Origin of the sequence: Brevundimonas aurantiaca, from assembly GCF_014199955.1 — a bacterium.
Taxonomy (GTDB): domain Bacteria; phylum Pseudomonadota; class Alphaproteobacteria; order Caulobacterales; family Caulobacteraceae; genus Brevundimonas; species Brevundimonas aurantiaca.
The window spans coordinates 475004-500889 of record NZ_JACHOQ010000003.1; the positions used below are offsets into that span (position 1 = coordinate 475004).

At 68.3% G+C, this 25886-nt stretch carries 24 protein-coding genes; 17 read left to right on the forward strand and 7 right to left on the reverse strand.

Annotation, left to right across the window (positions count from 1 at the left end):
• Nucleotides 1-77 precede the first annotated feature (77 nt).
• Entirely contained in the window at nucleotides 78-503 is a 426-nt protein-coding gene (locus tag GGQ93_RS09745; RefSeq protein WP_035307844.1) for a single-stranded DNA-binding protein, read from the reverse strand.
• A 37-nt stretch (nucleotides 504-540) separates the two neighbouring features.
• Nucleotides 541-906 (reverse strand): single-stranded DNA-binding protein, encoded by a 366-nt coding sequence (locus GGQ93_RS09750; protein ID WP_035307841.1) that lies wholly within the window; start codon nucleotides 904-906, stop codon nucleotides 541-543.
• Nucleotides 907-1065: 159 nt separating this feature from the next.
• On the opposite strand from GGQ93_RS09750, the gene GGQ93_RS16485 reads away from it, so the two are divergent.
• Nucleotides 1066-1341, forward strand: coding sequence for an NRDE family protein (locus tag GGQ93_RS16485; RefSeq protein ID WP_119412789.1), 276 nt, complete (start codon nucleotides 1066-1068; stop codon nucleotides 1339-1341).
• Here the strand turns inward: GGQ93_RS16485 and GGQ93_RS09760 are convergent.
• Entirely contained in the window at nucleotides 1238-1684 is a 447-nt protein-coding gene (locus GGQ93_RS09760; protein ID WP_035307839.1) for a MerR family transcriptional regulator, read from the reverse strand. The two genes, GGQ93_RS16485 and GGQ93_RS09760, sit on opposite strands and share 104 nt — an antisense overlap.
• Nucleotides 1685-1737: 53 nt before the next feature.
• Between GGQ93_RS09760 and GGQ93_RS09765 the strand changes: the two genes are divergently transcribed.
• The 11 genes from GGQ93_RS09765 (at nucleotide 1738) to GGQ93_RS09810 (ending at nucleotide 13347) form a co-directional block, all read left to right on the forward strand.
• Nucleotides 1738-2406 carry a cation efflux transmembrane domain-containing protein gene (locus GGQ93_RS09765; protein WP_054764212.1) on the forward strand — a complete coding sequence of 223 codons (669 nt, stop codon included), beginning with the start codon at nucleotides 1738-1740 and terminating at the stop codon, nucleotides 2404-2406.
• Nucleotides 2407-2434: 28 nt separating this feature from the next.
• Nucleotides 2435-2791, forward strand: a complete 357-nt coding sequence (locus GGQ93_RS09770; RefSeq protein WP_197019742.1) for a hypothetical protein — start codon at nucleotides 2435-2437, stop codon at nucleotides 2789-2791.
• A gap of 56 nt (nucleotides 2792-2847) precedes the next feature.
• Nucleotides 2848-4101 (forward strand): TolC family protein, encoded by a 1254-nt coding sequence (locus GGQ93_RS09775; protein WP_035307836.1) that lies wholly within the window; start codon nucleotides 2848-2850, stop codon nucleotides 4099-4101.
• Entirely contained in the window at nucleotides 4101-5303 is a 1203-nt protein-coding gene (locus tag GGQ93_RS09780; RefSeq protein WP_035307835.1) for an efflux RND transporter periplasmic adaptor subunit, read from the forward strand. The genes GGQ93_RS09775 and GGQ93_RS09780 overlap by 1 nt, the downstream gene beginning before the upstream one ends.
• 8 nt (nucleotides 5304-5311) lie before the next feature.
• On the forward strand, nucleotides 5312-8536 hold the full coding sequence (locus GGQ93_RS09785) for an efflux RND transporter permease subunit (protein ID WP_035307833.1): 3225 nt from the start codon (nucleotides 5312-5314) through the stop codon (nucleotides 8534-8536).
• On the forward strand, nucleotides 8533-9138 hold the full coding sequence (locus GGQ93_RS09790; protein WP_035307831.1) for a cation efflux transmembrane domain-containing protein: 606 nt from the start codon (nucleotides 8533-8535) through the stop codon (nucleotides 9136-9138). Before GGQ93_RS09785 ends, GGQ93_RS09790 begins: the two co-directional genes overlap by 4 nt.
• Nucleotides 9139-9146: 8 nt before the next feature.
• Nucleotides 9147-9746: a methyltransferase family protein gene (locus tag GGQ93_RS09795; protein ID WP_224764254.1), complete on the forward strand. Its 600-nt coding sequence runs from the start codon at nucleotides 9147-9149 to the stop codon at nucleotides 9744-9746.
• A 7-nt stretch (nucleotides 9747-9753) separates the two neighbouring features.
• The gene (locus GGQ93_RS16280) at nucleotides 9754-9885 is read left to right on the forward strand and encodes a hypothetical protein (RefSeq protein ID WP_255347087.1); all 132 of its coding nucleotides are present in this window, start codon (nucleotides 9754-9756) and stop codon (nucleotides 9883-9885) included.
• 11 nt (nucleotides 9886-9896) lie between these two features.
• Nucleotides 9897-12458 carry a heavy metal translocating P-type ATPase gene (locus GGQ93_RS09800; RefSeq protein WP_035307827.1) on the forward strand — a complete coding sequence of 854 codons (2562 nt, stop codon included), beginning with the start codon at nucleotides 9897-9899 and terminating at the stop codon, nucleotides 12456-12458.
• A 30-nt stretch (nucleotides 12459-12488) separates the two neighbouring features.
• On the forward strand, nucleotides 12489-12926 hold the full coding sequence (gene copM, locus GGQ93_RS09805) for a CopM family metallochaperone (protein WP_035307825.1): 438 nt from the start codon (nucleotides 12489-12491) through the stop codon (nucleotides 12924-12926).
• A 115-nt stretch (nucleotides 12927-13041) separates the two neighbouring features.
• On the forward strand, nucleotides 13042-13347 hold the full coding sequence (locus GGQ93_RS09810) for a hypothetical protein (protein ID WP_035307824.1): 306 nt from the start codon (nucleotides 13042-13044) through the stop codon (nucleotides 13345-13347).
• 170 nt (nucleotides 13348-13517) lie between these two features.
• Here GGQ93_RS09810 and GGQ93_RS09815 read toward each other — a convergent pair whose 3' ends face one another.
• The 4 genes from GGQ93_RS09815 to radC form a co-directional block, all read right to left on the reverse strand.
• Nucleotides 13518-17798 carry a strawberry notch-like NTP hydrolase domain-containing protein gene (locus tag GGQ93_RS09815; RefSeq protein ID WP_035307822.1) on the reverse strand — a complete coding sequence of 1427 codons (4281 nt, stop codon included), beginning with the start codon at nucleotides 17796-17798 and terminating at the stop codon, nucleotides 13518-13520.
• Between the two features lie 141 nt (nucleotides 17799-17939).
• Nucleotides 17940-20006, reverse strand: a complete 2067-nt coding sequence (locus GGQ93_RS09820; protein WP_052004749.1) for a ParB/RepB/Spo0J family partition protein — start codon at nucleotides 20004-20006, stop codon at nucleotides 17940-17942.
• Nucleotides 20007-20044: 38 nt separating this feature from the next.
• Nucleotides 20045-20956, reverse strand: a complete 912-nt coding sequence (locus tag GGQ93_RS09825) for a toprim domain-containing protein (RefSeq protein WP_054764208.1) — start codon at nucleotides 20954-20956, stop codon at nucleotides 20045-20047.
• A complete protein-coding gene (gene radC, locus GGQ93_RS09830) occupies nucleotides 20953-21633 on the reverse strand; it encodes a RadC family protein (protein ID WP_081836096.1) in 681 nt (226 codons plus the stop codon). Before radC ends, GGQ93_RS09825 begins: the two co-directional genes overlap by 4 nt.
• A 101-nt stretch (nucleotides 21634-21734) precedes the next feature.
• On the opposite strand from radC, the gene GGQ93_RS09835 reads away from it, so the two are divergent.
• From GGQ93_RS09835 to GGQ93_RS09855, 5 genes are all read left to right on the forward strand, one after another.
• Nucleotides 21735-22139 carry a thermonuclease family protein gene (locus GGQ93_RS09835; protein ID WP_035306061.1) on the forward strand — a complete coding sequence of 135 codons (405 nt, stop codon included), beginning with the start codon at nucleotides 21735-21737 and terminating at the stop codon, nucleotides 22137-22139.
• 193 nt (nucleotides 22140-22332) lie between these two features.
• Nucleotides 22333-24210, forward strand: a complete 1878-nt coding sequence (locus GGQ93_RS09840) for a type IV secretory system conjugative DNA transfer family protein (RefSeq protein ID WP_082382754.1) — start codon at nucleotides 22333-22335, stop codon at nucleotides 24208-24210.
• The gene (locus tag GGQ93_RS09845) at nucleotides 24197-24610 is read left to right on the forward strand and encodes a hypothetical protein (protein ID WP_054764207.1); all 414 of its coding nucleotides are present in this window, start codon (nucleotides 24197-24199) and stop codon (nucleotides 24608-24610) included. The genes GGQ93_RS09840 and GGQ93_RS09845 overlap by 14 nt, the downstream gene beginning before the upstream one ends.
• Nucleotides 24607-25527: a P-type conjugative transfer ATPase TrbB gene (gene trbB / locus GGQ93_RS09850; RefSeq protein ID WP_054764206.1), complete on the forward strand. Its 921-nt coding sequence runs from the start codon at nucleotides 24607-24609 to the stop codon at nucleotides 25525-25527. The genes GGQ93_RS09845 and trbB overlap by 4 nt, the downstream gene beginning before the upstream one ends.
• 135 nt (nucleotides 25528-25662) lie before the next feature.
• Entirely contained in the window at nucleotides 25663-25881 is a 219-nt protein-coding gene (locus GGQ93_RS09855) for a hypothetical protein (protein ID WP_054764205.1), read from the forward strand.
• The last annotated feature ends 5 nt before the right edge of the window (nucleotides 25882-25886 follow it).

Consider the following 25886-nt stretch of genomic DNA (forward strand, 5'->3'; position numbering starts at 1 on the left):
CTCCGGCCTTTCCGTCGCCAGCACGAAGAAGGGCCCGAGGCGCAGCGCGCCCGGGCCCTTCAAATCTCCCCTTCGGATCAGAACGGGATGTCGTCGTTGAGATCGTAGCCGCCGCCCGCCTCGACGCCGCGATCGGCGACGCCGGAGCGGTCTTCGGACGGTTCGCCGACGACGCGCCGGTTCTTCAACCGGATGTCGCTGACGACGAGGCGAAGGTCGTAGTGCTCCACCCCGTCCTTGCCGGTCCAGGTGTCGTTTTCGACATGGCCCTGGATCACGACGCGGCTGCCCTTTCGGGCATAGGGCTGGATGTAGTTTTCAGCCGTCGCCTCGTTGAAGCAGATACAGTTGAAGCCGGTGGTCCGCTCGCCGGGTTCACCGTTGGCGCGCCGGAAGCGGGTGGTTTCCACCACGCGGAAGCTCGCGCGCTTCTTGCCGGAGCCTTGCGCCGACAGGATGGAAGGGTCTGCGGCCAGGTAGCCTTCGAGGGTCAGGGTTTGCATGGTCAGTCTCCTTGAAATCAGGATGAGCGGTTGAGGATCAGGCGGCGGCGCGGTCGTCCGCCGCGTCTGCGCTCGCATCGGCCTGGCGGTCTTCCGCCCAGTCGAGGACGGTGAGCCGATTGATCACCAGCTCCTTGGCCGTCCGCTCCGACCCGTCGCGGGCGGTGTAGGCGGTGTCGATGAAGGCGCCGATCACGACGGCCTCGCACCCTTGCGCCAGCCCGCGCGCGATGACCTTCTCGTTGAGGCCCTTCGACCAGCTGACGCAGTTGACGCCGACCAGCCGGGCCTTGCCGGCATTGTCGGTCCCGCGCTGTTCGAGCAGGCGGAAGACCGCCTTGCCGAAGTCGTCGCTGATCTGGGGGTCGGCCGCGAGGCGGCCCGTGAACACCATGGTCTGCATATCAGTCTCCTGTTGATGCGAAGCCGCCGGGGAGCCGATCTCCCCAATCCCGCTTCGCCCGAGACCTCCCTTCCTCCTCAGCTCCCGGCCGGGCGCTTTCGCCCCGGGCGTGACCGCCTGGACTGTCGCTATCGATCCGCTTTCGCGCGATGCTGGGGCATGTGCGTTCTCACCCTCGCCTGGGATATCCACCCGGACTGGCCGCTCGTGGCGGCCGGCAACCGCGACGAAGAGTACGCTCGACTTTCGGAACCACTGGTGCTCCGCCGGGTCGTTCACCTGACCGATACGGCCAAGGTTGTTTGGAGTGACGGAACGCGAAGGGCCGTCGTCATGCGTGGAGACCGTCACAGTGCGCATGGTTTCCAAGCGCCTCAATCACTCGGCAGTCGGAAATCCGCCCACCTGAGCAACTCGCCGCCTGAATACGGGTGAGTTCGGCGTGCAGCGCCTGAAGCCCGGCGATGCGAGTCTCAACCGCCGCAAGCTGGCGTTCGGCGATCCGGTTGACCTCCGTGCAGGGCTGGTCGGGTTCGTCGGACAGCGCCAGCAGGGCGCGGATGTCGTCGATCTCGAACCCCAGCTGCCGCGCGTGGCGAATGAAGGCGAGCCGCCGCGTCGCAGCGCCGTCGTAAAGGCGTCGGTCGCTCGCGGTGCGGGGCGGCTCCTCCAGCAGTCCGATCTTCTCGTAGAACCGGATCGTCGGAACCTTCACGCCGGTCTCGGCCGAAAGGCGCCCGATCGTCCGGAGCGGGGGAGGGGATGGGTCTCTGGCCATGCTCGAAATATAGGGCTTGATCCTCTAGTGGCTAGAGGATGCATGAAGGGTGCATGACGACGCCCGCTCCGACAGAATCCTGCGCCCCGGCCCGAGGCTGCTGCGGCCATCAGGTCCGGTTCGACGGGGCCTCGCCCGCCTATCGGCGCGTGCTGATGGCCGTCATCGCCCTTAATCTGGGTGGGTTCTTCGCGGTCGCCGCGGGCGGTCTCATGCAGGGATCGGCGGCTCTCGCCGCCAATGCGATGGACTTCCTGGCCGACAGCGCCACCTACGCCGTCAGCCTCTGGGCCATCGGCAAGTCCGTGCGGGTGCGGTCCGGTGCCGCAGTCTTCAAAAGCGCAAGCCTCCTCGTCATGGCCGTGAGCATTCTCGGCTACGCCGTCTGGAGAGCGGTCACGGGGCAGCCGCCCGAAGGCGTCGTCATCACCGGTCTGGGACTGGTCGGCTTCGCCGCGAATCTAATCGCCGCCCTGCTGCTCGTGCGTTTCCGTGACGGTGACGCCAACGTGCGCTCCGTCTGGCTTTGCACACGGAACGATCTGATCCACAGCCTGGGCGTCGCCGCGGCCGGCGGGCTGGTCTGGCTGACTGGATCCCGGTGGCCGGACTTGCTGGCGGGCCTTCTGCTGGGCGGCGTCTTCCTCCAGTCCGCCATTTCGATCTTGGTGCAGGCTAGGGCGGAGAGCCGCGCAGCCCACGCCGCTGTTCGGACTTTGTAACGCATTGCCTAACTTCGAGAACGAAAGTATGCAGCGCGCGATGACCTGGTCGATGACGACATGGGCGAAGCTGATCGTGGCGATGACTCTTGTCTTCGCCGCCTTCTTCTTTGCGCCCGCCGTCGACGCCGCGACCTGTCTGCCGGAACCGCCTGCGGCTCACGCGGTCGTCGATCATGATCAAAGCGAGGGCGACCACAGCGGCAAGAGCGGCGGTCACGGGATCTGCTCGCACGGCCACTGCCACCACACCTCAACGGCGCGCGGTCCTGCCGTGGACGCCTTTGCTCCGTCGTTCGGCGAGCCTCCTCTGCAAAGCGGCCGACAGGATGACTTCCGGGCGTCCATCACGCCTGACGGCCTGAAGCGTCCTCCCAGAGTCTGACCGAAGACCTGCGCCTTAGCGCGCCTCTTCGTCCTCAGAAACTCTGGAAATGAATCATGTCTCCCACATCTCGCAGGCGGCCGCGTTACGCGGTCGGCTGCGCCCTCGCTGCGATCGCGGCGACCCTGGCCAGTCCCGTATGGGCTGACCCAGCTCCGACCTATGCCCAACTCCTCGCTCAACTCGGGAATGCGCCTGCGACCCTTGAGGCGGGCGCCAACTACGACGCAGCGGAAGCCCGTGTCCGTCAGGCACGGGTGCGTCCCAACCCTGTCCTCGGCTTCGATGTCGAGAACGCCTATGGCTCAGGCCCCTATTCGGGTCTGAACAACGCGGACATGACCCTGGCGATCAGTCAGGATCTCGAGCTGTGGGGACGTCGTTCGACGCGCATCGCCGCCGCTCGCGCCGAGGCCGGCGCAGTGGGCCTTCAACGAGACCTTGCGGTCATCGACGCCGCAGGCCGCCTGGCCCTGATCTATGCCGAAGCGGAGGCCGCGCAGAGGCGAGCCACGCTCGCGGAAGAAACCCTCACGCTGACCGTCGCGGATGCCCGCGCGGCCCTGACCCTCGTGGAGGAAGGTCGCGAACCTCTCCTCCGCGGCATTCAGGGGGAGGCCGAGGCTGCCTCGGCGCGCGCGACGCGGGATGAAGCTGTCGCGGAACGCGACGCGGCCTATGCCCGTCTCACGGCTGTCGCCATGATCCCGGTTCCGGTCACGCAGATCGAAGACAGCCTTCTCGACGAGGCGCCGACGACGATCGGATCCGTGATCGAGGATGCGCCGACGGTCCGCGTCGCCGAAGCCCAACGGTCCGCCGCCGAACGACGCATCGATGTTCAACGGGTTCAGGCCCGCCCCGACATCAACGCCAGTATCGGCATCCGCCGCTTCGAGGCGGAAGATGCGACGGCGCTGACTTTCGGCGTCAGCATGCCGCTGCCGTTGTTCGACCGGAACCGGGGAAACATCGAAGCGGCGCAAGCCGAGTTTCGCGCTGCCGACGCCCGGCTGATGAGTGCGCGGCAGGAAGCCCAGGCGGACCGCGCTGCCGCGGTCGCTCGCCTTTCGGCCTCGGTCAGTCGCGTCAACGCTGCTGACGGCGGCGTCACCGCCGCAGAGGAAGCCTATCGCCTGTCCCGCATCGGCTTTGAGTCCGGCCGCATTTCCCAGGTCGAACTGCGGGTGACCCGCACCGCCCTCGTCAACGCCCGGTCTGCAGCGGTCGACGCGCGTCTCGCGCGCGTCCGAGCCGAGATCGATCTCGCGCGCCTTGATGGCCGCGCCCCCTTCGAAGGAGCCCAGTGATGCGCAAGCGCACATCGAACAAGACCCTGCTGATCGGCGGCGTCGCCGCCCTGGTCATTCTCGGAGGCGGCGGCCTCTGGTTGGCCACCCGGTCCTCCGAACCCGCCGCGCCGGCTGCCGCCGAAGGCGAAGCCGGCCATGCCGAGGAAGAGGGGGGACACGCCGAGGGGGAGGCCGCCGGGGCAGAGACCGAAGGTCGGATTGAACTCACCACAGCAGAGATCCAGGCAGCGGGCATCACGGTCGTCGGCGTCGGCGGCGGAGGAGGAGGGGAGACCCGGCTCGCCGGCCGCGTAGAGCCGATGGTCGATTCTCGCGCTGCCGTGGGCGCTGCCGTCGGAGGTCGCGTCGAGCGCGTTCTCGTCGCGCCGGGTCAGTCGGTCCGCGCCGGTCAGCCGCTTGTGAGCCTTGTCAGCGGCGAGGCGGCGACCTTCCGCGCGGACGCCGACGCGGCCGGGGCATCCGCTGAAGCGGCGCGCCAGGCCTATGAGCGAAATCGCAGTCTGGCGGATCAGGGCATCGTCGCGCGGCAGGAGGTCGAAGCGTCACGCGCCCAGTTCCTGAGCGCCGAGGCGGCGACCCGCGCCGCTCGCGCCCGCTCGGCGGCCGCTGGCTCTCCGAACGCTTCGGGCAGGCTCAGCGTGACCAGTCCGATCTCGGGCGTGGTCAGCAGCGTCCAGGTCGGTCCGGGCGGGTTCGTCGCCCAGGGCGGCGTGGTGGCGGAAGTCAGCAATCCTGCTCGTGTCGAGATGGTCTTCAACGCACCGCCTGCCCTTGCGGCCAATGTGCGTGCCGGTGCGCCAATGCGCGTGACCGGGCCGAACGGCGAGTTCGACGCCGTCGTCACCGGCGTCGCCGCCGACGCCGGTCTCAGCGAAAGCGGCGCGACCGTGATCCGGGCCCGACCCTCTGGCGCGTCTCTGCCGCCAGCCGGTTCGGCCGTCACTGGCGCCATCGTGACCGGCGAGGCGACTGGCGGGATGACCGTGCCCACCGAGGCGGTCCAGACCGTCGATGGAAACACCGTGGTCTTCGTGCAGGTCGAGGGCGGCTTCCAAGCCGTGCAAGTGCTCGCAGGCCGCCAGGCCGCGGGCCGCACCGAGATCCTGCGCGGGCTCACCGGATCTGAACGCGTGGCGTCCGCCAACGCCTTCCTGCTCAAGGCCGAAATGGCCAAGGGCGAAGCCGAGCACGGGCACTAGGGGGCGTCATGTTCAAAGCACTTATCGAAGCCTCGGTCCGCTTCCGATGGTTCGTGGTCCTGGCGACGGCGATCGTCGCCGCCTTCGGCCTCTACAACCTGACGCAGCTACCCATCGACGCCGTGCCGGACATCACCAACCGGCAGGTTCAGATCAACACCATCGCGCCAGCGCTCGCGCCCGAGCAGATGGAACGTCAGGTCACCTATCCGCTCGAAACCGCGATGGCGGGTATTCCTGGCATCCAGACCACGCGGTCGCTGAGCCGAAACGGCTTCAGCCAGGTCACGGTCATCTTCTCCGACAACACGGACATCTACTTCGCCCGCCAGCAGGTGGCCGAACGGATGGCCCAGGCGCGCGAACGGTTGCCCGAAGGCGTGGAGCCGGCGCTTGCGCCCATCACCACGGGACTGGGCGAGGTGCTGATGTGGACGGTCGACTTCAAGCCGTTCAACAGCGCCAACCTCGCCAAACCGGGTGAGCCCGGCTGGCAGGCGGGCGGCGCCTATCTGACGCCCGAAGGCGAACTCCTGACCACGCCCCAGGCCCGCGCAACCTATCTCCGCACGGTTCAGGACTGGATCATCGCCCCGCGCATGCGGACCGCGAAGGGACTGGCCGGCGTTGATGTGAACGGCGGCTATGTGAAGGAGTATGCGGTCCGACCCGACGCCGCGCGTCTGGCGGGTTACGGTCTGAGCCTGAACGATCTCGTCGTCGCGCTGGAACGGGCTAACACCCAGGCTGGCGCTGGCTATGTCCAGCGGTCCGGCGAAGCCTTGACCGTGCGGACCGACGCCTTGGCGCAGACCATCCCGGATCTCGCCCAGGCCCCCGTCGTCAACCGCAACGGACTGGTCGTCCGGGTCGCCGACGTCGCCACCGTCGAGATTGGCCAGGCGCCGCGTCTCGGCGGCGCCAGCCGCGACGGCCACGAGGCCGTGGTTGGTACGGCGCTGATGCTGGCCGGCGGCAACAGCCGGACGGTGGCCCAAGCCGCAGCCGAACGTCTCGAGGAGGTTTCCGCGAGCCTGCCGCCGAGCGTTGTCGCCGAACCGGTCCTGAACCGCAGCTCGCTGGTCAACAAGACCATCTCAACCGTCGCCAAGAACCTGATCGAAGGCGCTCTGCTGGTGATCGTGGTGCTGTTCCTGCTGCTCGGCAACATCCGTGCGGCCTCGATCACCGCCCTGATGATCCCGATCAGCTTCCTGTTCGCGGTCATCGGCATGAACCGCTTTGGCATCAGCGGAAACCTGATGAGCCTCGGCGCGCTGGACTTCGGCCTTCTGGTCGACGGCGCGGTCGTGGTGGTCGAGAATACCCTGCTGATGCTCAGCCAGCGGCGGGCCGAAGCCGGTCGAATGCTGACACGCCGGGAGCGGCTCGAGGTTGCTGGAGCCGCGGCGCGTCAGATGGTCAAACCGGCTGCTTTTGGCCAGCTGATCATCCTCCTGGTCTTCACGCCGCTGCTGATGCTTGAGGGCGTGGAGGGCAAGACCTTCATCCCCATGGGCGCAACGGTGATGCTGGCCCTCGTCGGCGCCTTCATCTTCTCCTTCACCTTCGTGCCGGCGATGACGGCCCTGCTGGTCCGGGATCCGAAGAAGGTCGAGGTCGATGAGCACGGCCACGCCCACGAGCACGAGACCTTCATCCTCCGATACGCGCGGCGCTGGATCGAACCGGCGATCCGCGCCGCCGTCGACCGGCCCAAAGTCGTCCTGGCGTCCGCGCTCGGCGCCCTCGTCATTGGCGGCATCGCCTTCAGTTCTTTGGGGCGGGAGTTCATTCCGACCCTGGATGAAGGCGATATCGCCATGCAGGCGTTGCGCGTGCCGTCCGCCTCGCTGGAACAATCGCTGGCGATGCAGATGGCCCTCGAACGCGTCATCAAGGCCCAGCCCGAGGTGAAGACTGTCTTCGCCCGGACCGGGACGGCGGAGGCGGCGGTGGACCCGATGCCGCCGAACATTTCGGACGCGGTCATCGTCCTGAAAGACCGCAAGGAGTGGCCCGATCCGAACCTTCCGAAAGAGGAGCTGATCGAACGGTTCGAAGAGCTCGCCGCCGGACAACTCGGCAACAGCTTCGAGTTCAGCCAGCCCATCGAGCTGCGCTTCAACGAGCTGATCTCGGGGGTTCGGACCGACCTCGCCGTGATGGTCTATGGCGACGACTTCACCCAGCTGCAGGCCACTGCGGACCGGGTCGCCGCCGCCCTGCGCGCAACGCCCGGATCTGCCGACGTTCGCGTCGAACAGGCGTCCGGGCTGCCCACCCTGACCGTCAGCGTGGATCGTTTCGCGGCCGCCAACTACGGCTTGTCGGCCGCCGATGTCTCCGAGGCGGTTTCGGCCGCGGTCGGCGGCGCCGAGGCCGGGCAAATCTTCGAAGGCGATCGTCGCTTCAGCGTCGTCGTCCGTCTCGCGGATGATGCACGGAATGATCCGGCGGCCCTTGCGGCTCTGCCGGTAACGACCGCCACAGGCGTGACCGTGCCGCTCTCCTCCGTCGCCCGGATTCAGGTCGCGGAAGGACAGAACCAGATCAGCCGCAATGACGGCAGCCGGCGGATGGTGGTGCAGGCCAACGTTCGCGGGCGCGACCTGGGCGGCTTCGTCACCGAGGCCCAGGCCAAGGTGGAGGCCGACGTCGATCTTCCGACCGGCTACTCCCTGACCTGGGGTGGCCAGTTCGAGAACCTGAAGCGGGCCGAACAGCGTCTGGGGCTGGTCATTCCGATCGTCTTCATCCTGATCGGGGTCTTGCTTTTCATGGCTCTGGGATCCTTCGCCGAGGCGGGCCTGGTGTTCGCGTGCGTTCCGTTGGCTCTGGTCGGCGGCGCCCTGGCGCTTGTCCTCAGGGGGATGCCGTTCTCGGTTTCCGCAGCGGTCGGCTTCATCGCCGTGTCCGGCGTCGCGACCTTGAACGGTCTCGTGCTGATGCAGGCCATTCGGGAGCGTCTCACGGGCGGAGCGGCGCCGCGTCTTGCCGCCATCGAAGGCGCGACAAGCCGGCTTCGCGCCGTCCTGACGACGGCTCTCGTCGCCATCGTCGGGTTTATCCCGATGGCATTCGCTCACGGCGCCGGCGCCGAAGTGCAGAAGCCGCTGGCCACCGTGGTCATCGGAGGCCTGCTCACGGCCACCGCGCTGACGCTCCTTGTCCTTCCGACCTTCGCGGCCAAGGCCGTGAAACACCGGAAGGCGGAAGGGATCGAGGAATGAGCGGGGCCCACGAAACAGAGCAGGTCCAGCGCCGCACCCTCCTGGTGGTGCTGTTCCTGAACGCTCTGCTGTTCGTGGGCCTGGGAGTCGGCGGCCTCGCCGCCGACTCCAGCGCTCTGCTCGCGAACGCCGTCGACAACGGCTCCGACGCGGCCGTCTATCTGATCAGCTTCCTCGCCGTCGGGCGCGCGCTGATCTGGAAGACGCGGGCGGCTCAGGTCTCCGGCGTGATGCTGCTGATCTTCTCGGTCCTCGTCCTGCTCGACGCCCTGCGCCGGACGCTGACGGGAACCGAGCCGGTCGGACCGACCATGATGGTGCTCGCTGTCGTAGCGGCGGTTATCAATCTGATCTGCCTGCTGTTGATCCGTCGTCAGCAGAGCAGCGACGTCAACATGAAGGCGGCCGAGACATTCAGCCTGAACGATTTCGCCTCGAACGGCGGCATCCTCGTCGCAGGCGGCCTGGTGATGTGGTTGGACCAGTCGTGGCCCGACCTGCTGGTGGGGGTGCTGGTCGCCGCCATAGCCGCCAAGGGCGGCTTCGACATTCTACGCGATGCGCGCCTTGCGCGACGCGACGCGGAGAGCTCGGTGACATGAGCCCGCCGTTGATCGACATCGCCTCCGTCCAGCGCTGGCGCAAACTCTTCATCGCCGCCGGGTTGTTCGCCCTGCTGGCCTGGACCGCTCTCGTGAAGGCCCAGCCACAGCTCGAGCATCCCGTCGAACATCTCGGGCTGATCGCCATCATGGTTTGCGTCTTGGGGCGCGCCTGGTGCTCGCTCTACATCGGCGGCCGAAAGAAGCAGGAGATCGTCACCAGCGGGCCTTATTCGCTGTGTCGAAACCCGCTTTATGTTTTCAGCTTCATCGGCGCATTCGGGATCGGCGCACAGACGGGCAGCCTGACCGTCGGCGCCACCTTCGCCGTCGCCTGCTGGATCGTGTTCCGCATCGTCGCGAGCCGAGAGGAAAGCTTCCTGACGTCGGCCTTCGGCGACACCTACCGCAGCTACGTCGTGCGCACCCCCCGCTTCGTTCCGAACCTGCGCCTCTGGCGTGATGAGGCGGAACTGTCCGTCCGGCCGGCCTTCTTCCTCCGGACTGTCCGCGACGGCCTTGTCTTCCTTCTGGCGTTGCCCGTGTTCGAGGGACTGGAGCACCTCCAGAACCTCGGCTGGCTCGACGCTCTCATCGCCCTACCGTGAGGTCGAGATGAACCGCAAGCGACTGGTCATCCTCCTGAGTGCGGCTTTGGCGATCGCCGCCTTCGTCGCTGGAGCCGTCGCCCAGCGCGCCGGGATGTTCGTGCCTGACCGCTCGATCCCTACCCGTGATGTCTCCTGAGGAGCCCGATCATGCCCAAGACCCTCCGCCTCAACATTCCCGTCCTCCTGCCTCATGCGCCCGATGTGCAGGACGGCTGCGTTGGACGGCTGATCGCGCTGTTGCGGGCCGAACCCGGCGTCTCTGAGGCGCATGTCGCCGAAGGCGAGGGAGGCCCAGAGCTTTGCATCCATTACGACCCCGACCAGCTGTCGCTGGCTCAGGTCCGTCGCCGTGCGCGTCAGGCCGGAGCCGAGGTCAGTGAGCGTTTCGGGCATCTCGTCGGGCGAGTGGAGGGTGTCCGCCACGCCCGGCACGCCCGCACGCTCGCGGCCGCGCTCGGCGAAGAAGCCGGCGTGATCGAGGCGGTGCTGGATCCGGCTGGCGCTCTGCGCCTGGAGTTCGACCGGCAGATCACGAACCGTGAGACGCTTGTCGATCGCCTTGCGAGCCACGGCCTCGCACTGGTCGGAGCGACGGAGGACGCTGCTTCAGCCACTGCAAAGCGCCCTGATGCGCAGCCGACTGCGCCATCCGATGACGAGGCCAGTCATACGCCCGATGACGGTCACGGCCATGGCCACTTCGATGGCGATGGCCATGACCACGGACATTCCGAAGGCGACGGGCACGACCATGGTCATGGCGGCTTCCTCGGACCCAACACGGAGCTCATTTTCGCGGTCGGCAGCGGTGTCGCGCTCACGATTGGTTGGCTGATCGAGAAATTCATTCCGGGCGTGCCGGGATGGCTGCCCTTCGGCCTTTTCCTGATCGCCTATGCCTTGGGCGGCTGGTTCACGGTCGGCGAGGCTGTCGGGAATCTGCGGCGCAAGCGTTTCGAGATCGACACCCTGATGCTGGTGGCCGCAGCCGGCGCCGCGGCGCTCGGAGCCTGGGCGGAAGGGGCGCTGCTACTGTTCCTGTTCAGCCTCGGGCACGCCCTCGAACACTTCGCGATGGGTCGCGCCAAGAAGGCGATCGAGGCTCTGGCCGCCTTGGCCCCGCGCACCGCTCATGTGCGGCGAGGAGAGGCCGTCGTCGAACTTCCGGTCGAAGAGCTGGAAGTCGGCGACCTCGTCGTCGTCCGGCCGAACGAGCGTCTCCCGGCCGACGGCTTCGTCGTGAAGGGAACATCCAGCGTGAACCAGGCTCCCGTGACAGGGGAGAGCATTCCGGTGGACAAGCAGCCTGTCCTGAACCCCGAGGAGGCCCGCGCCAAGCCGGCGAATGTCTCGGCGGCGTCGGTGGTCTTCGCCGGCACCATTAACGGCGGCGGCGCCATCGAGATCGAAACGACGCGTCGATCCAACGACACCACCTTGGCCAAGGTCGTCCGGATGGTGAGTGAGGCCGAGACCCAAAAGTCGCCGACCCAGCGCTTCACCGATCGCTTCGAGCGCGTCTTCGTGCCCCTCGTGCTCGGTCTGGCCTTCGTCCTCCTGTTTGCATGGGTTGTCGTCGACGAGCCGTTCCGCGACAGCTTCTATCGGGCGATGGCCGTGCTGGTGGCCGCCAGTCCGTGCGCTCTCGCGATCGCCACGCCGAGCGCGGTGTTGTCCGGGGTCGCCCGGGCGGCCCGCGCCGGGGTTCTCGTCAAGGGTGGCGCGCCGCTCGAAAACCTGGGAGCGCTCGACGCCATCGCGTTTGACAAGACCGGGACGCTGACCGAGGGGCGGCCGCGGATCACCGATGTCGTTCCGTTCGGCCAGACGACAGAGAGCGAGCTCCTGGAGATTGCTGTCGCGGTCGAACGGCTCAGCGATCACCCCTTGGCGGAAGCGATCGTCCGCGACGGAAGCCAGCGGTTGGTCGCCGCCCCCGTTCGAACCGCAACGGATTTGCGTAGCCTGACTGGCAAGGGCGTCACGGCACGCCTGGACGACCAGGATGTTTGGATCGGCAAACCGGAGATGTTCGGTTCGGACGCCATCGCTCCGCTCGCACCGGACACCGAGATCGCCGTCGCGGGCCTTCGAAACCAGGGACGGACGCTCATGGTGGTTCGCCGCGGGACAAAGGATCTCGGGGTCATCGGCCTTCTCGACACGCCTCGGGCCAAGGCGCGCGAGACCCTTACCGCGCTCCGCGCGCTCGGCATTCGCCGCATGATCATGATCTCGGGCGACCACCAGAAGGCGGCCCAGGCGGTGGCCGGTCAGGTCGGGCTGACCGAGGCGTGGGGCGACCTGATGCCGGAGGACAAGGTCGACGCCATCAAGAAACTCCGGGCGGAGACCAAGGTCGCCATGGTCGGCGATGGCGTCAACGATGCTCCGGCGATGGCCACCGCGACGGTCGGCGTCGCCATGGGTGCGGCGGGATCGGACGTCGCCCTGGAGACCGCCGACGTAGCCTTGATGGCGGATGATTTGTCGAAGTTGCCCTTCACCGTGGGTCTCAGCCGTCAAACCCGCCGCATCATCCGCCAGAACCTGTTCGTCAGCCTCGGGGTCGTGGCGTTCCTCGTCCCGGCGACGATCCTCGGTCTCGGCATCGGCCCTGCCGTCGCCCTCCACGAGGGTTCCACCCTGCTGGTCGTCTTCAACGCGCTTCGCCTTCTGGCGTGGCGCGGTCCGCGCGGCGTCGAATGACCCGCCTTCAGGAAAGCAAAGGATAGTCCAATGAAACGTCTCGGCTGGGTTGGCGTCATCGCCGCCTTTCTCCTGATCTCGGTCTTCGGCTTCGGGATGCTCTCGCGGCAGGGTCGCCCGGCGCCGGAGCCGACGGCAGTCGATGCACGCCCGATCGACCAGCATGCCGGGCACGGCGATGCCGCCTCGGATAATCCCGCCACCCGTTCCTACAAGGAGGCGAACGAGCGGATGCACGCCGCTATGAACATCGACTACAGCGGCGACGCCGATGTCGACTTCATGCGCGGGATGATCGCCCACCACGAGGGGGCGGTCGCCATGGCAAGGATTGCGCTCGACCAAGGTTCGGATCCCGAGGTCAAGGGCCTCGCGGAGGAGATCATTCGGACTCAGGAAGCTGAAATTGTCCGTATGCGGGTGTGGCTGGCCAACCGCGCGGCTCGCCCGGCGGACGCGCAGGGCTGAAGCCATGGGGGGCAAGCGATCCCCGATCCGGAGCAAGGCTCCTCGATGGCGTCCAGGGCGCTACAAGGGGCGCGGCCGGTCCAAGCTATACGGGAGGCCAGAGCCGTTCCGGCCGGTGCAGGACACACTGATCGCGATTGGCGCGAGCCTCGTCGCCGGCGCGATCGTCGTCTGTCTCGCCGTACCGCTGGCGGCGACCTACCGCATCCCGGTGTTCGTGTCCTTCGGCGTTCTCATGTCGCTCCTGGCGATCATGACCTATCGTCTCGGGCGGAAGGGGCAGGCTGGACGGGTCATGACCGCCGCCATGGCGACTGTATGTCTCTTGGGGTTCGGCCTTCTTGTTCTGACGCGAGATCAGTTGCAGTTCGGTCCGCGTCATCACGATCACCCCGGAGTGGCCGAAGCGGCACGGCCTTGAGACTGCAGCGCAGACCGCCAGGCCGCAGCCGGTCTGGGTTTCGCGGGACGGTGTCGCTCTTCCCATTTGGTAATCGTCGGCGCGCTGCCGCTGTTGATTCCAGTCGCCGGACTTGTCGGTATCGCGCCCGGCGACCCGCAGTGAGCCGGCAAGCGTAAGTCGCTGTTTCGCTAGGCTGCGGCACCCTCCAGGATCGACTGGACCGGATGGCGGCGCAGCACCCCCTCCACGACATCGGGCCGGTCCACCGGAACGAAGACCCGTGGGGCATAGGCGATGATCTCGACGAAGCAGCCGAGCGAGACCAGGGCGTCACGGTCGGTGCGGCCCCCGACCACTTCCAGCCGCCAGCGGTCCATGACCCGCGATCGCTTGAGCCACAGGCCGCCCGAAAGGGCGAGCTGGACATTGCGGTCGAGTACGGCCGCAGCGGTGCGCCCGCCATCGGCCCAGGCGTCGCCGACCTCGGTCAGGCCCAGCGCCGTCTTCAGGCTGGCGGCCTGAACCTCGTCCAGCACGCGGCCCAGCCAACGCCGACCGTCCGGCGCGCGTACGCGGCGAACCGAACAGCCCTTGGACGGCAGCCTTCCCCAGATTGGCAACAGAAGGCCGGTCGCCAGGGTCAGGCGGCGCGTCCGCCACGGATCGGTCGCGGCGACTTCGGCGTCCCAGACCGCCCGCCACGCCGCCTCATCGGTCTGGGCCCAGGCCGACTCCTCGAACGTCTTCTCCGGCGTGACCTGATGCTGGTCAGGCCGCAAGAGGCGCACCGCCGGAACAAGCCGGTCGTCATCGGTCGTGGTGGTCAACCCGAACTCGGCCAGGGCGGCGCGGCCGGAACGGTCGTTGACGACCAGGCGGAAGGCCGAGCCTTCAGCGCCTGCCAACGCCGCGTCCGAGCTGACGAGTTCACGCCGCACCTTGAGTTCGAAGGTGACGAGTGCGGTTTCCGCCCCGGTCGAGACGTCGGTCCGGATGGTCTCCTCCTCCACCACGGCCAACTCCTCAGCCTCGATGTCCTCCAGCCCGCGGTCCAGGTCGGCCGAGGCGGCGGCCCTTTCGAGAATGCCTGAAAGGATGCCGTCGAAGTCGGCGAACAGGGCGTTCTGGTCGGCGATGCGCAACGCCAGCAGCCGGTTCAGGAAGGTGTGGATCGGCGGCAGGTCGTCGGAGAGCTTGAGCCCCCCGTCGGCGTCGCGCAGCTTCAGGCCGGTCCTGGTCTCGAAGTCCTCCAGCGTCATGGACGACAGCTCGCCAAAGCCGAGCGCGCCATAGAAGACGAGCAAGGCGCGTCGCGCCCACGGGCTTTCCAGATTGTCCTCGGCCCGGAACAGACCGGCCCCGGCCGTTCGGCGTTCGCCGCGCGTCAGGGCTCCCAGCGAATCCAGCCGTCGAGCGATGGTCGAGGTGAACCGCTTCTCGCCGTGGATGTCGGTGGTGACCGGGCGGAACAGCGGCGGACAGGCCTGATGGGTGCGATGACTGCGCCCCAGACCCTGGATGGCGGCATCCGCCCGCCAGCCCGGTTCGACCAGGTAGTGCGAGCGGCGCTGCTGGTTCGGCGCCGAGAGGTCGGAGTGGTAGCTGCGTCCTGTGCCGCCTGCGTCCGAGAAGACCAGGATACGCTTGCGGCCGGACATGAAGGCGTCGGTCTCCGACCGCGCGGCCGAGGCGCCGCGGCGCTCGACGAGCCGGCGTCCGTCGCGCGCGACGACGCGACGCGACCGTCCCGTGATCTCTGCGACCGCCTCTGTTCCGAAGGTGTCCAGAAGGGCGTCCAGAACGCCGGGCACGGCGGGCAGGAGCGCCATCTTCTCGATCAGGTCTTCGCGCCGGCGCAACGCCTCCTGGCTCACGGCGGGCCGGCCGTCGACCATGACCGGGACCAGCGTCACCGAGCCGTCGTCACCCTCGATCGCCTCCATGAGATTCACCGGGAAAGCCTCGCGCAGATAGTCGAGGACATATTCGCGCGGCGTCAGGTCAATGGAGAGGTTGTTCCATTCCTCCGGCGGGATGGACGCCAGTCTTCGCTCCATCACCGCCTCGTTCGTCGAAACGATCTGGATCACGGCGGAACGCCCTTCGGTCAGGTCCGCCCGGATCGACGCCGCAAGCGTCGGCGCCTTCAATCCCGCGAGGAGGTGGCCGAAGAAGCGCAGCTTGGCGCCTTCAAACGCGGAATGGACGGCTGAGGCGGCCAGGCCGCTCTTGGCCTTGCCTTCCTCATCATTGAAGCCGGTCGCTTTCAGCGCCTCGCCCAGATTGGCGTGGATCAGCTGGAAGGCGTCGGCCCAGGCGTCCCAGATGCTGATGTCGTCCTCGGTCAGGGCGTGGAAGAGCGGCTCGTACTCGACGCCCTCGAACGACAACGACCGCGCCACATAGAGGCCGAGCGCCTTGAGCTCGCGCGCGACGAGCTCCATGGCGGCGACCCCGCCCTTGTCCATGGCGTCGAGGAAGTCGTCGCGGGTGACGAAGGGCGCCTCCGGCCCGCCCCAAAGACCCAGACGGGCCGCGTAAGCCAGATTCTCCGCGGTGGTGGCGCCGGTCGCCGAGACATAGAGCACCCGGGCGTTCGGCAGCCGGTTCTGAAGCGCCAGGCCGGCCATCCCCTGCAGGGAGGCCTTCTTCGTTCCCCGCGCCCCCTTGCCGCCCCCCGCGGCGTTGGCCATGGCGTGGGCCTCGTCGAAGGCGATGACCCCGTCGAAATCCTCGCCCAGCCAGGCGACGATCTGGTCGAGCCGCGACATCTTCTGGCCGCGCGCAGGCTGACGCAGGGTGGCGTAGGTGGTGAAGACAATCCCGCGATCCAGCCGCACGCCATCTCCCAACTTCCAGCTGTTGAGCGGCACGATGTCGTGGGCCCCGCCGCCGATGGCGGCCCAATCGCGCCGGGCGTCGTCCAGCAGGGAGTCGTTCTTCGACAACCACAGGGCCTTGGTCCGCCCCTGGGCCATGTTGTCGGCGATGACGGCGGCGATCTCCCGGCCCTTGCCGCAGCCGGTGCCGTCGCCAAGGAAGAAGCCGCGCCGGAGCTGGACGGAACCCTCATCCTCCTCCCGCGACAACCTGAGCTGACGAGCCGACTCTCCCGGCGTCCACCAGGCGGGCAGCATGCCGGCGTGAGCCTCGCCGGCGTAGATGACCGTCTCCAGCTGGGCGTCGGAGATCCGGCCGTCGAGACGCACCGCCGCCGGAAGGACCGGCCGGTATGACGGGGCGGGCGGGGCGACCGAGGCCATCGGACCGGACTCGACCAGGGCTGACGGGTGGGGCGTCTGCGCCGTCAGGGCGATCCGCGCCAGCCGGTGCGCCTGGTAGAGGCCGACATCGCGGCCCTCGCCCGTCCAGGCGAGGGTCTGATAGGTGATGGGGGACGCTCCCGCGAGGAAGCCGAGACGCCCGGACGGCAGGGCGAGTGACCGGTCCCGGGGCGCCAGCAAGGTCTGCGCCCCGAGTTCGAGGCGAACCCTCGGCCTCGCCTTGACGCGCTCGGGCACAGCCGAGGCCAGGGCGGCACAGGCGGCGAGATCTTCACCGTTCGCGAGCGCAGCGACCGCGGCGCCGCCCTCGAGCCGGTCCAGAACCAGCAACCCGGTCTCCACGCTGGTGCCGTGCCTGGAGAAGGCGCGTGGCGGAAAGCCGATCCGGGCGACGACACGCCCCCTGGCGCTCAACCGACGCATCAGACCCTCGTCGATGAGGGCGGTGATCGGCACGACGGCGGCCAGGCGCCCGCCATCGGCCAGGGCCGAGAAGGCCCCGGTCAGATGCGCCTCCAGATCGGTGAAGGGCGGATTGCAGACCGCGACGTCGAACCCGCCCGCGCCCGGCAACAGGTTCTGGACGCGTCGTCCATCAAGACGTGACCGCGTCGCCGAAACGAAGAGGCCGTCGAGCAGGACGGCGCGACCCTCGGCCAGTTCGTTCAGCGTCAGAACTCCGCCGCAGGCCTCGGCCACGATAGCGATCAGCCCGGTGCCCGCCGAAGGCTCCAGCACTTGGTCACCCGGGCGAACCTGACCGGCCAGCACCACGAGCGCCGCCAGTTCCGGCGGCGTGGAGAACTGGTCCAGCGCGATCTGATCTTCGCTGCGTCGGCTGTGGGTCAGACCCAGGGCGCCGACCGTCGCCAGAAGGACGGCGATGGCGGCCGGCGCGTCCTCGAGCCGCGACACCTGGGGCGCCAGCCGGCGGATCTGCAAAACGGTCGCCGCCTCGATGGCCTCATAGGCGTCCCGCCAGTTCCACAAGCCCTCGGCGTCCGACCCGCCGAAGCCGGTGGTCATGACGCTGGAGACCAGTTTGCGGTGCAGCGGGCGGGACCGGGCCAGGTGGGTGGCGAGCACCCGGGCTGCGGCCATGAGGTTGGCGGCGCGGTCGCACGGGCGTGGTGCGCTGAAGAGCGAGAGGCTGGCGGTCTGAGGCGGTGTCTGCGCGGCGGTCATGGGAAGGGCTCCGTCGCCTGGAGCGGCGGGCTCATCCCTCCGGTCCTCCAGGCTCGCGCCCAGCCGCCCTTCCTCCCGCCTTCCATGACGAAGGCCCGCCGCGACGATGTCGCGACGGGCCTCGTCGTCTTCACGCCTGGATCAGGCGGCGTCGTCGAGCGCCGCCTCGCCTTCAGCGGTGACCTCGAAGGCGCCGACGCCGTCGTCAGCATCGCCTTCGCTCTCTTCCGCCGTATCGCTCTCCGGACCGTCAGCGTCCGACGCCGCGACCTCGTCGACGTCGGGCGGTGTGGTCCAGGACAGGCTGGCCGGCGCCCATCCCTTCTCGGCCGCATTCTCCTCGACCCAGGGGATCAGATCGGCCTTCTTCAGCAGGGCCGCTCTCACATCGGCCCGGTCCATCTCTTCCAGCATCTTCAGCAGCAGGGTTTTGGAATGCGGCTTCAGGAACTCGGCGTCCGGGGTCCAGTGCAGACTGATGTCCGCGCCGCAAAGCTCGGCGAGTTCAGCGGCTTCGGCCCGGGCCGACTTGCGGATCAGTGTGGTCCGCTCCTCCCGAACATCCAGGGAGAGGGCGGTGAGCTCGGCCAGCAAACCCATCTTGTCGCCATGGGCGAGACCATGCACCCAGGCGATCACCGTCTGGCCCGACGCCTCCCACGCGGCGCGTCGATCGTCGAGCCTCTGGCGGACCTCGCCGTCCAACGCCTCGATGACGCGACCGCCGGTCGGCTTGAAGGCGGACGCGGTCAGGGCGAGGGCGGACTCGGACCTCTGGCCGGAGGTCCTGACGGCCAGCTGATTGAACAGGCGGGCGATCAGCGCCGTGAAGGCGACGCCGGGATCGTCGGCGAGGGCGCGGATCAGACCGCGGGTGGCCACGTCGGTGCGCACGGCGTGAAGGGCGTGGTTGACGCCCTCGGTCTCGGGTTCCGGCGTATCGACCTCGGGCGGCCGGTAGACGGGAGCGGCAGCGATGCCCCCCGCGGAGGCGGGCGCCTCATCGTCGGTCTCGTCCTCGACTTCCGGTTCCACGGGCGTGAAGCACCGGACTTCGATCCCGGTGCGTAGTGCAGGACGCAGGACCAGGGTCGTGGCTGCCCGGCCGCTCCATCCCGCCTGATCCATGGCCAGGCGGTCGCGGATCATGACGTCGAGCGCGGCGTCCACCGCCTCGGCGTCGGTCGTCTCCGTCAGGACCGCCTCGACCCCTTCGACGGCGGCGTTGAAGGCGTCTCGCTTGTCGCGGTAGGCCGCCATCTCCGTGGCCGGAAGCATGCCGCCGTAGACGTAACCGGCGGCTTCCAGATCGTCCGGCAGGTCCGGTTCGGGGCCCGCCGTGACGTGGACCGCCAGGCCCTCGGCCTCGTAGATCAGGGCGATCTCCCGTGCACGTCGGGTCCAGGCCTCCGTGAGAATGGCCGGGTCCAGCAGCACCGGCGGCAGCTCGCCGAACAGATCGGTCTCGGAGCGGCCGCCGGCCTCGGCGTATCGCTCCGGGCCGATGAGGGCGCAGCGAGGGTCGCGCGCGGTGACGCGAGCCTCGTCGAGCTTTTCGGTCACGCGCCAATCCTGGAAACCGTGACCGTCGAGGGTCATCCGGGCCAGCTCCGCCTGCTCGTCGGGGTCGGAGAGCCTGGCGAGCAGGCGCGCCTGGCGCAGGTTCAGCCGGCCGAGCCGCAGCGCCTGCAGCGCGACATCCGGCAGGGCGGCAAGGGCCGCGAGACGTTTGATGTCGATTTCCGCGTATCCCAGCGCCTTGGCGATCGTGGGCACGCCGAGCTTGCGTTTCAGCATCCGGCCGATCGCCGCGATGATGTCGGCGACATGGACCGGCACGGCCGTGTTGGTGAGCAGGACGGCCGCGGCCTGGCGGGCGGGATCCGTCTCGACGAAGACATCGACGAGGAAGCTGTCGTCGATACGTCCCTGTTCGACCAGAAGACGAAGCGCCAGCAAGCGCCGCCTGCCGTCGAGCGCCATGTTGGCGGCTTCCTTCTTTCGACCGGGCCGGACGGTCAGGGGCTGCAGCTGACCGGCGGCGAACAGAGTCTCGGCAAGCAGCGGAATGTCATCGTCGGAGGGCTCGCCGAAGCGAAGGTTCTCCGGGGCGATGTCGAGATCACGGAGATGGACCAGCGGGCGGTTACGGGTCGACGCGACCTGGAAGGGGGTGGCGACGACGGCGACGGCGGTGGAACGGGACATGAGGGCTCTCCTGCCGTAGGCGAGGTCCATCCCCGCCTTTACGGCGCCCGTCCGCGCTCTTCCTTTCCCGCTTTCTGATGGTCTCGAGCGGCCTCGTTCCAGTCGCCGAACGGGGCTGGGGGAAAGGCGACGATCGCTTCCACGCCATCGCGCTCGAGCCGCCTGGCCAGCCGCATCGCGGCGATCTCCCCGGCTTCGCCCCGGTCTCCGGCGATTAGAACCGTCGAAACATGGTGGGGTGCATGCCACCGCGAGAGGTTTCCGGCTGACATGAGCGCCCAGCCCGGCAGGTCGAAGCGGACCATGGCGGACAGGGTGGTGACGACGCCTTCGGCCACCAGCATCCGCGCCGCCGCGGGACGCAGCCGTACGGCCGATCCCGGCGGGACTTGGCCCACGGTCTTGCGGGGAACGCTCAGACCCGATGCGACCTGCCCGTTGGTCGCGAGATAGGTGAGCTCGACGGCCGTGAGATCCCCCGAGGGCGACCGGATCCCGGTCATCATCGCGCGTCCGACGCGCCGCCCCGGCCGGTAGACCGAGAGGGGCGCGCGGGGATGTTCGAGCAGGTCGTCGAGGTCTTCCCGCCAAGCGACGCCGCGCACGGCGAGGTGACGTGCGACCACGCCGGTCCGGGCGGGCCTTACCCCATCCTGCCAGAGCGCACCCGCGACCGCCCGCCGTCGGGGGTGGTCGATCACGGGCCTGTCCGGCGTGTCCGCGACACCCATGAGCCGACCGCCGTGATCGACCAGTCCGCGACGCCGCAGGTCGTCGCGCACCTCCCGCCAATCGGCCGCGCCGAAGGTGTGGATGACGACACGGCCGCCATCGAGCAGGAGCGAGACGGAACGGTCCGCCTTCCCATGGCCGGGCGCCGGCACATTGGCGCGCAAGCCGTTCTGGTAGAGGTCTCCGCCGAGGATCGCCACGATCTGGCGCAGGCTCACCGGAAGTGCCCGAGGGTGCGCAGGCTGGCCGTACCGTCCCTCCCGACGACCAGATGATCGTGAACCTGGATGTCGAAGACCTTGGCGGCGTCGACGATCTTCCGCGTCATCTCGATGTCGGCGCGGGACGGCTCGGGATCGCCCGAAGGGTGATTGTGCACGAGGATGATGGACGCGGCCGACCCCTCCAGCGCCCGCCGCACGACCTCGCGCGGATAGACGGGGGCATGGTCGATCGTGCCCTGGGCGACCAGTTCGTCGCTCAGGAGCCGGTTGCGCTTGTCGAGGAACAGGGCCCGGAACTGCTCGCGGGGTTCCTCGGCCAATGCGACCCGAACATAGGCGAGCAAGGCCGTCCAGCTGGTGATGACGGGCCGTCTCGAAGCCTCGGCGCGGACCAGCCGTTCGCTGAGCACACGAAGCAGTTTCAGGTCGGTGAGAGCCGCTGGTCCCAGTCCGCTGGCGCGCGCCAGTTCCGGCACATCGGCGGAAGCAATGGCGGCGATGTCGCCGAACCGGTCGAACAGGGCGTCCACGGCGGGCATTGATGTCTGTCGCATGCTGCGGCCCAGCAGAAGCGCGAGGAGGGCGCGGTCGTCGAGGTTGGCGAGGGAACTCGTGTCGGGCGAACGCCCAGCCGCGGCGATCGCGGGTTCGAGGTCAGGAAGCGGGCGCATGGCGGTCTCCAGCAAGGCTCCCAAGCGGAGCATTCCCGGCCGCCCTTCCTTTCTTCCCGATCGCGCTTTTCGATCCGACCGGATCGGCCCAGGTTGATCCGATGAAATGGTGGCTCATCCTCCCGCTCCTCGCCGCGCCCGCGATCGCCCATGCCGATCCGTGCGAGGGGCGACTGCCAGATCGCGCCGGACAGGTTTTCTCGGGGCAAACCCGCTATGTCGGCGATGGCGACGGGCTCTGCGTCGGCGACAGCACGAACCCCTCCACCTGGATCGAGGTGAGGCTCGCGGACTTCAATGCCCCGGAGCTCAACGCACCGGGCGGACGCGCCGCCCGGGACCAGTTGCGCCGTCTGGTGATGGGCCGACGCCTCGAATGCGTGGCGACGCGAGGACGTAGCGGCCGGGTGATCGTCTATGATCGGGTGATCGCGACCTGCCGGCTCGACGGTCGTCGTGTCGGCGACCTCCTGAGGGCCGCCGGGGTGCGCGAAGGCGGCAACTGACCCGTCACGGCTCGGAGACGAGCCGACAGCGAGAATATATTGCGGTCCGGCCGGATCGGGCAAAACGGCTCACCCGCGTGACACGCCTCTATATCGGCGTCGACGGCGCCCGAGGACCGGATTTGCGGCCAGAAAGTCGCCTCAAACGGCCCTCTCCCTCGAAGTCTCGATGGTCTTCGAACGGATGGTCGTCATGCCGCCAGCACGCCTCGCCGGTCTTGTCGCCGCACTACTAGTCGCGCTTCAGGCGTCCACCCAGACCTTCGCCTGGCTTTATCGCTATCATGTGACGCTGGGGCCGGCGCTCCGGCTGGACGAGACAGGCGTCTACTGGCCCTGGATGATCCTCGTCTGGCGCCAGAGGTTCGGGGCGGCGGAGGGGGACGCCTTCGCCCTGCCGCTCTCGGTCTTCATGCTCGTGATGGCCGCGGGCGCCGGGGGCCTGCTTCTGTTCGACGGCGGCGCCGTGAAGCGAACGCGCGGGTGGGGCGGCCTGGCGGAGGCTCGCCGTGCGGGCCTGAGGCACGACGCGGGGTGCGTCCTCGGGCGGTTGCAGGGCCGTCTTCTGGCGACGACCGACCTGCGCCCGACGCTCGTGACGGGCGGGACCCGCGCGGGGAAGGGACGGGGCCATGTCGTCCCCACCCTGTTGAGCTGGACCGACAGCGTCCTGGTCCATGATCCCAAGGGGGAGCTGTGGCGGGTGACCGCCGGTTGGCGCGCCCAGCACAGTCATGCGCTCTACTTCAACCCGCGAGACCCGGCGTCCGCGCGCTTCAATCCTCTGGCGGAGATCAGACCGGGGCCCCAGGAACTGGCGCAGGTCCAGCGGCTGGTCGCCATCCTCAGCGATCCGGGAGGCGCACGGGACGACGAGGCCATCTGGGACAAGGCGGCGTCCGAGATTCTCGAAGCCGTGATCCTGCACGTCCTCTACACGGCGCCGGACGCGGACAAGACGTTGTTGACGGTGAGAACGATCCTCGCCGATCTGGACGCCGCCGCCGACGTCATGGTCCGGACCCTTCATCGTCTGGGTCCCGAGGGCGTCCCCGAGGTCCATCCGTTCATCTCCACGGCGGTGAAGGGCTACGCGGCGATGCACGACCGCTTTCGCACCTCGGTGCAGGGCACGGCGCGCAGCTATCTCAAATGGCTGGCCGGCGACGATCTGGTTCGGGCGATGTCGGCATCGGATTTCGCGCTCGGCGATCTGATGTGCGCCGAGGCGCCGGTCTCCCTCTATGTGCAGGTCGCTCCGGCCGACGCCGTCGCCTTGCGACCGGTGATCCGGCTTCTCTTCTACGCGGCGGCCCAGGCCCTGACCGCCGCAGAGCACGCCGACGACGCGGGCCGCGAGAAGCGCCGGCGCCTTTTGATGCTCATGGACGAGTTCCCGCTGCTGGGCCGACTGGCCTTCTTCGAGAAGTCCCTGCGCCTGATGAGCGGCTACGGCATCAAGACAATGTTCGTCGCCCAGTCCCTGAACGACATCGTCGAGACCTATGGGGCCAACAACACCATCCTCGACAACTGCCATGTCTACACCGCCTTCAGCGCTCTCGATCCGCTAACACAGGACAAGGTGTCCAAGCTCACCGGCACCGTGCTGGAGCGGAAGACCAGCCGCAGCGGTCCGGCGGGGCTGGGCGCCGGCCGGAGCTCGGTGTCCCGCTCCGAGATCGAACGGCCCCTGCTGGAGCCGGGCGAAGTCCGGGCGCTGCCGGACGAGGTGCAGCTGACCTTTGCGGCAGGGCACAGACCGCTGCGGACACGCAAGGTCCTCTACGACAGGGAGCGGCCCTTCCGGACGCGCGCGGACCTGCCGCCGCCGGATCAGGCGGCTGGCGTCGACACGCCTGGCGCACCGGTTCACCCATGGGCGGGACGACGGGGGCTGGGCGAGGATCCGGAGGCGGCCCTGCCGCTGTTCAAAGAGGTGGAGGCGGCGATCCATGACCGACGCGTCGCCGCCAGGGCGGCCGAGACCTACGAGCGGATTTCGACCGCCTTCGCGGCGGAACAGGCGGTGCTTGACGGGTTGCAGGGAGGCGGGGATGGGCGGGCGTGAGACCGGGGCGACGCGGGTTCAGGTCTATCTCACCGACCCCCGCGTGGTCGCCGCCCTGCAGCGGGAAGCGCGCTCGGCCAATATTCCGATCAGCCAGGCCGCCGGACGCTCGCTTGCGAAGGGCCTGGCCAGAAGCCTCCCCGCCGATCCGGACGACCGTCTGCTTCAGCTCGACCGCGCGCTAAGAGACCACATGCGGTCGACGGCGCGAGACGTGCAAATCATCCAGGAGCTGGTCATCGAGGTCGCCCGCGCCTTCTTCATGCGTTTGCCGGACGCCGTCACGGATCAGGATCCTGTCGCCCGCGCCGCAGTGGACCGCCGGATCGAACAGCTTCTCGATGACACGGCCGCCCGGTTGATCTCGGGCGGCAGGCCGCAGCGCGGGACGGCCGAATGAGCGTCCATCCTATCGTCGGCGAACGGAAGCTGGAGGCGCTTCGCCACGCGCTGGGGCCCGACATCCTGGAGGCGCTCACCGATCCGCTTGTGGTCGAAGTCCTCGTCAACCCGGATGGGCGCCTGGTCCTGGATCGCGTCGGGACCGGGCGCGCCGATACCGGCCACGAGTTGGAGTCAGAAGCCCGGGAACGGGTCATCCGGTTGATCGCGGACTATGTCGGGGATCCGGTCACCCGGGAGAATCCACGTCTGGCAGGGGTACTTCCGGTCACCGGGGAGCGGTTCCAGGGGTTTCTCCCGCCGGTAACCGCCGCGCCTGCCTTTTCGATCCGGAAACGACCCGCCGTGATCTGGACCCTGGATGACTATGTCCGTGACGGCGTGGTGACGGAGGGGCAGGCCGAGGTCCTGCGCGCCGCGGTGCGGGATCGCCGGAATCTGCTGATCTCGGGCGGTACGGGTTCGGGGAAGACGACGCTGGCCAATGCGCTGCTCGCAGAGCCGGCGTTTGCGAACGACCGTGTCTTCCTGATTGAAGATACGCCCGAACTTCAATGTTCCGCGTGGGATCTCGTCGCCACCCTCACACGCCGCCACCCTGTGCCGATCGGGGTCGTCGACCTGGTCCGTGACGCTTTGCGCATGCGACCTGATCGGATCGTCGTTGGAGAAATGCGCGAAGGGTCGGCGGCGCTCGAAACCCTCAAGGCCTGGAACACCGGGCATCCGGGCGGCCTTTCGACGATCCACGCGAATTCCGCCCGCGAGGCTGTGTCCCGGATCGAGGATCTGATCGCCGAGGTCGGGCCAGCGATCCCGCACCGTATGATCACCCAGTCCATCGACATCATCGTCCACATCCGCCGGACCCGGACGGGCCGGGTCGTCGATGACCTGCTGCCCCTTGAAAGCTGACGAGGGTACCGCGCGCTGGAGCTGAGAGGCAGCTCCCCCATAGGCCTGAAATATCCGCGTGATTGCAAATCGTGCGGATGTGTGGTTCGTATTCGACGAAAATATCGACGAATACGATCACAAGGATGCTCATTCGTGACTCAGAAACGCGAAAAATTCCGTGAACTGGCGGAAGGTCGCACCACCAAGGCGCTCGATGCGATCGCCCGGATCGGCAACCTGTCGAACCGGCAGGTCTATGAGTACGAGGACGTGGAGGTGAAGAAGATCATGCGGGCGCTGCGTGACGCCGTCGCGGAGGTCGAGGCCCGCTTCGAGGCTCCCCGGACCCGCAAGTCCGGCTTCAAGCTGTAGGCCGC

Excerpts from the sequence above, each read along its gene's own strand:
- GGQ93_RS09745 (WP_035307844.1), bottom strand. The coding sequence starts at position 503 with ATGCAAACCCTGACCCTCGAAGGCTACCTGGCCGCAGACCCTTCCATC.
- GGQ93_RS09750 (WP_035307841.1), bottom strand. The coding sequence starts at position 906 with ATGCAGACCATGGTGTTCACGGGCCGCCTCGCGGCCGACCCCCAGATC.
- GGQ93_RS16485 (WP_119412789.1), top strand. The coding sequence starts at position 1,066 with ATGTGCGTTCTCACCCTCGCCTGGGATATCCACCCGGACTGGCCGCTC.
- GGQ93_RS09760 (WP_035307839.1), bottom strand. The coding sequence starts at position 1,684 with ATGGCCAGAGACCCATCCCCTCCCCCGCTCCGGACGATCGGGCGCCTT.
- GGQ93_RS09765 (WP_054764212.1), top strand. The coding sequence starts at position 1,738 with ATGACGACGCCCGCTCCGACAGAATCCTGCGCCCCGGCCCGAGGCTGC.
- GGQ93_RS09770 (WP_197019742.1), top strand. The coding sequence starts at position 2,435 with ATGCAGCGCGCGATGACCTGGTCGATGACGACATGGGCGAAGCTGATC.
- GGQ93_RS09775 (WP_035307836.1), top strand. The coding sequence starts at position 2,848 with ATGTCTCCCACATCTCGCAGGCGGCCGCGTTACGCGGTCGGCTGCGCC.
- GGQ93_RS09780 (WP_035307835.1), top strand. The coding sequence starts at position 4,101 with ATGCGCAAGCGCACATCGAACAAGACCCTGCTGATCGGCGGCGTCGCC.
- GGQ93_RS09785 (WP_035307833.1), top strand. The coding sequence starts at position 5,312 with ATGTTCAAAGCACTTATCGAAGCCTCGGTCCGCTTCCGATGGTTCGTG.
- GGQ93_RS09790 (WP_035307831.1), top strand. The coding sequence starts at position 8,533 with ATGAGCGGGGCCCACGAAACAGAGCAGGTCCAGCGCCGCACCCTCCTG.
- GGQ93_RS16280 (WP_255347087.1), top strand. The coding sequence starts at position 9,754 with ATGAACCGCAAGCGACTGGTCATCCTCCTGAGTGCGGCTTTGGCGATC.
- GGQ93_RS09800 (WP_035307827.1), top strand. The coding sequence starts at position 9,897 with ATGCCCAAGACCCTCCGCCTCAACATTCCCGTCCTCCTGCCTCATGCG.
- copM (WP_035307825.1), top strand. The coding sequence starts at position 12,489 with ATGAAACGTCTCGGCTGGGTTGGCGTCATCGCCGCCTTTCTCCTGATC.
- GGQ93_RS09815 (WP_035307822.1), bottom strand. The coding sequence starts at position 17,798 with ATGACCGCCGCGCAGACACCGCCTCAGACCGCCAGCCTCTCGCTCTTC.
- GGQ93_RS09820 (WP_052004749.1), bottom strand. The coding sequence starts at position 20,006 with ATGTCCCGTTCCACCGCCGTCGCCGTCGTCGCCACCCCCTTCCAGGTC.
- radC (WP_081836096.1), bottom strand. The coding sequence starts at position 21,633 with ATGCGCCCGCTTCCTGACCTCGAACCCGCGATCGCCGCGGCTGGGCGT.
- GGQ93_RS09835 (WP_035306061.1), top strand. The coding sequence starts at position 21,735 with ATGAAATGGTGGCTCATCCTCCCGCTCCTCGCCGCGCCCGCGATCGCC.
- GGQ93_RS09840 (WP_082382754.1), top strand. The coding sequence starts at position 22,333 with ATGCCGCCAGCACGCCTCGCCGGTCTTGTCGCCGCACTACTAGTCGCG.
- GGQ93_RS09845 (WP_054764207.1), top strand. The coding sequence starts at position 24,197 with ATGGGCGGGCGTGAGACCGGGGCGACGCGGGTTCAGGTCTATCTCACC.
- trbB (WP_054764206.1), top strand. The coding sequence starts at position 24,607 with ATGAGCGTCCATCCTATCGTCGGCGAACGGAAGCTGGAGGCGCTTCGC.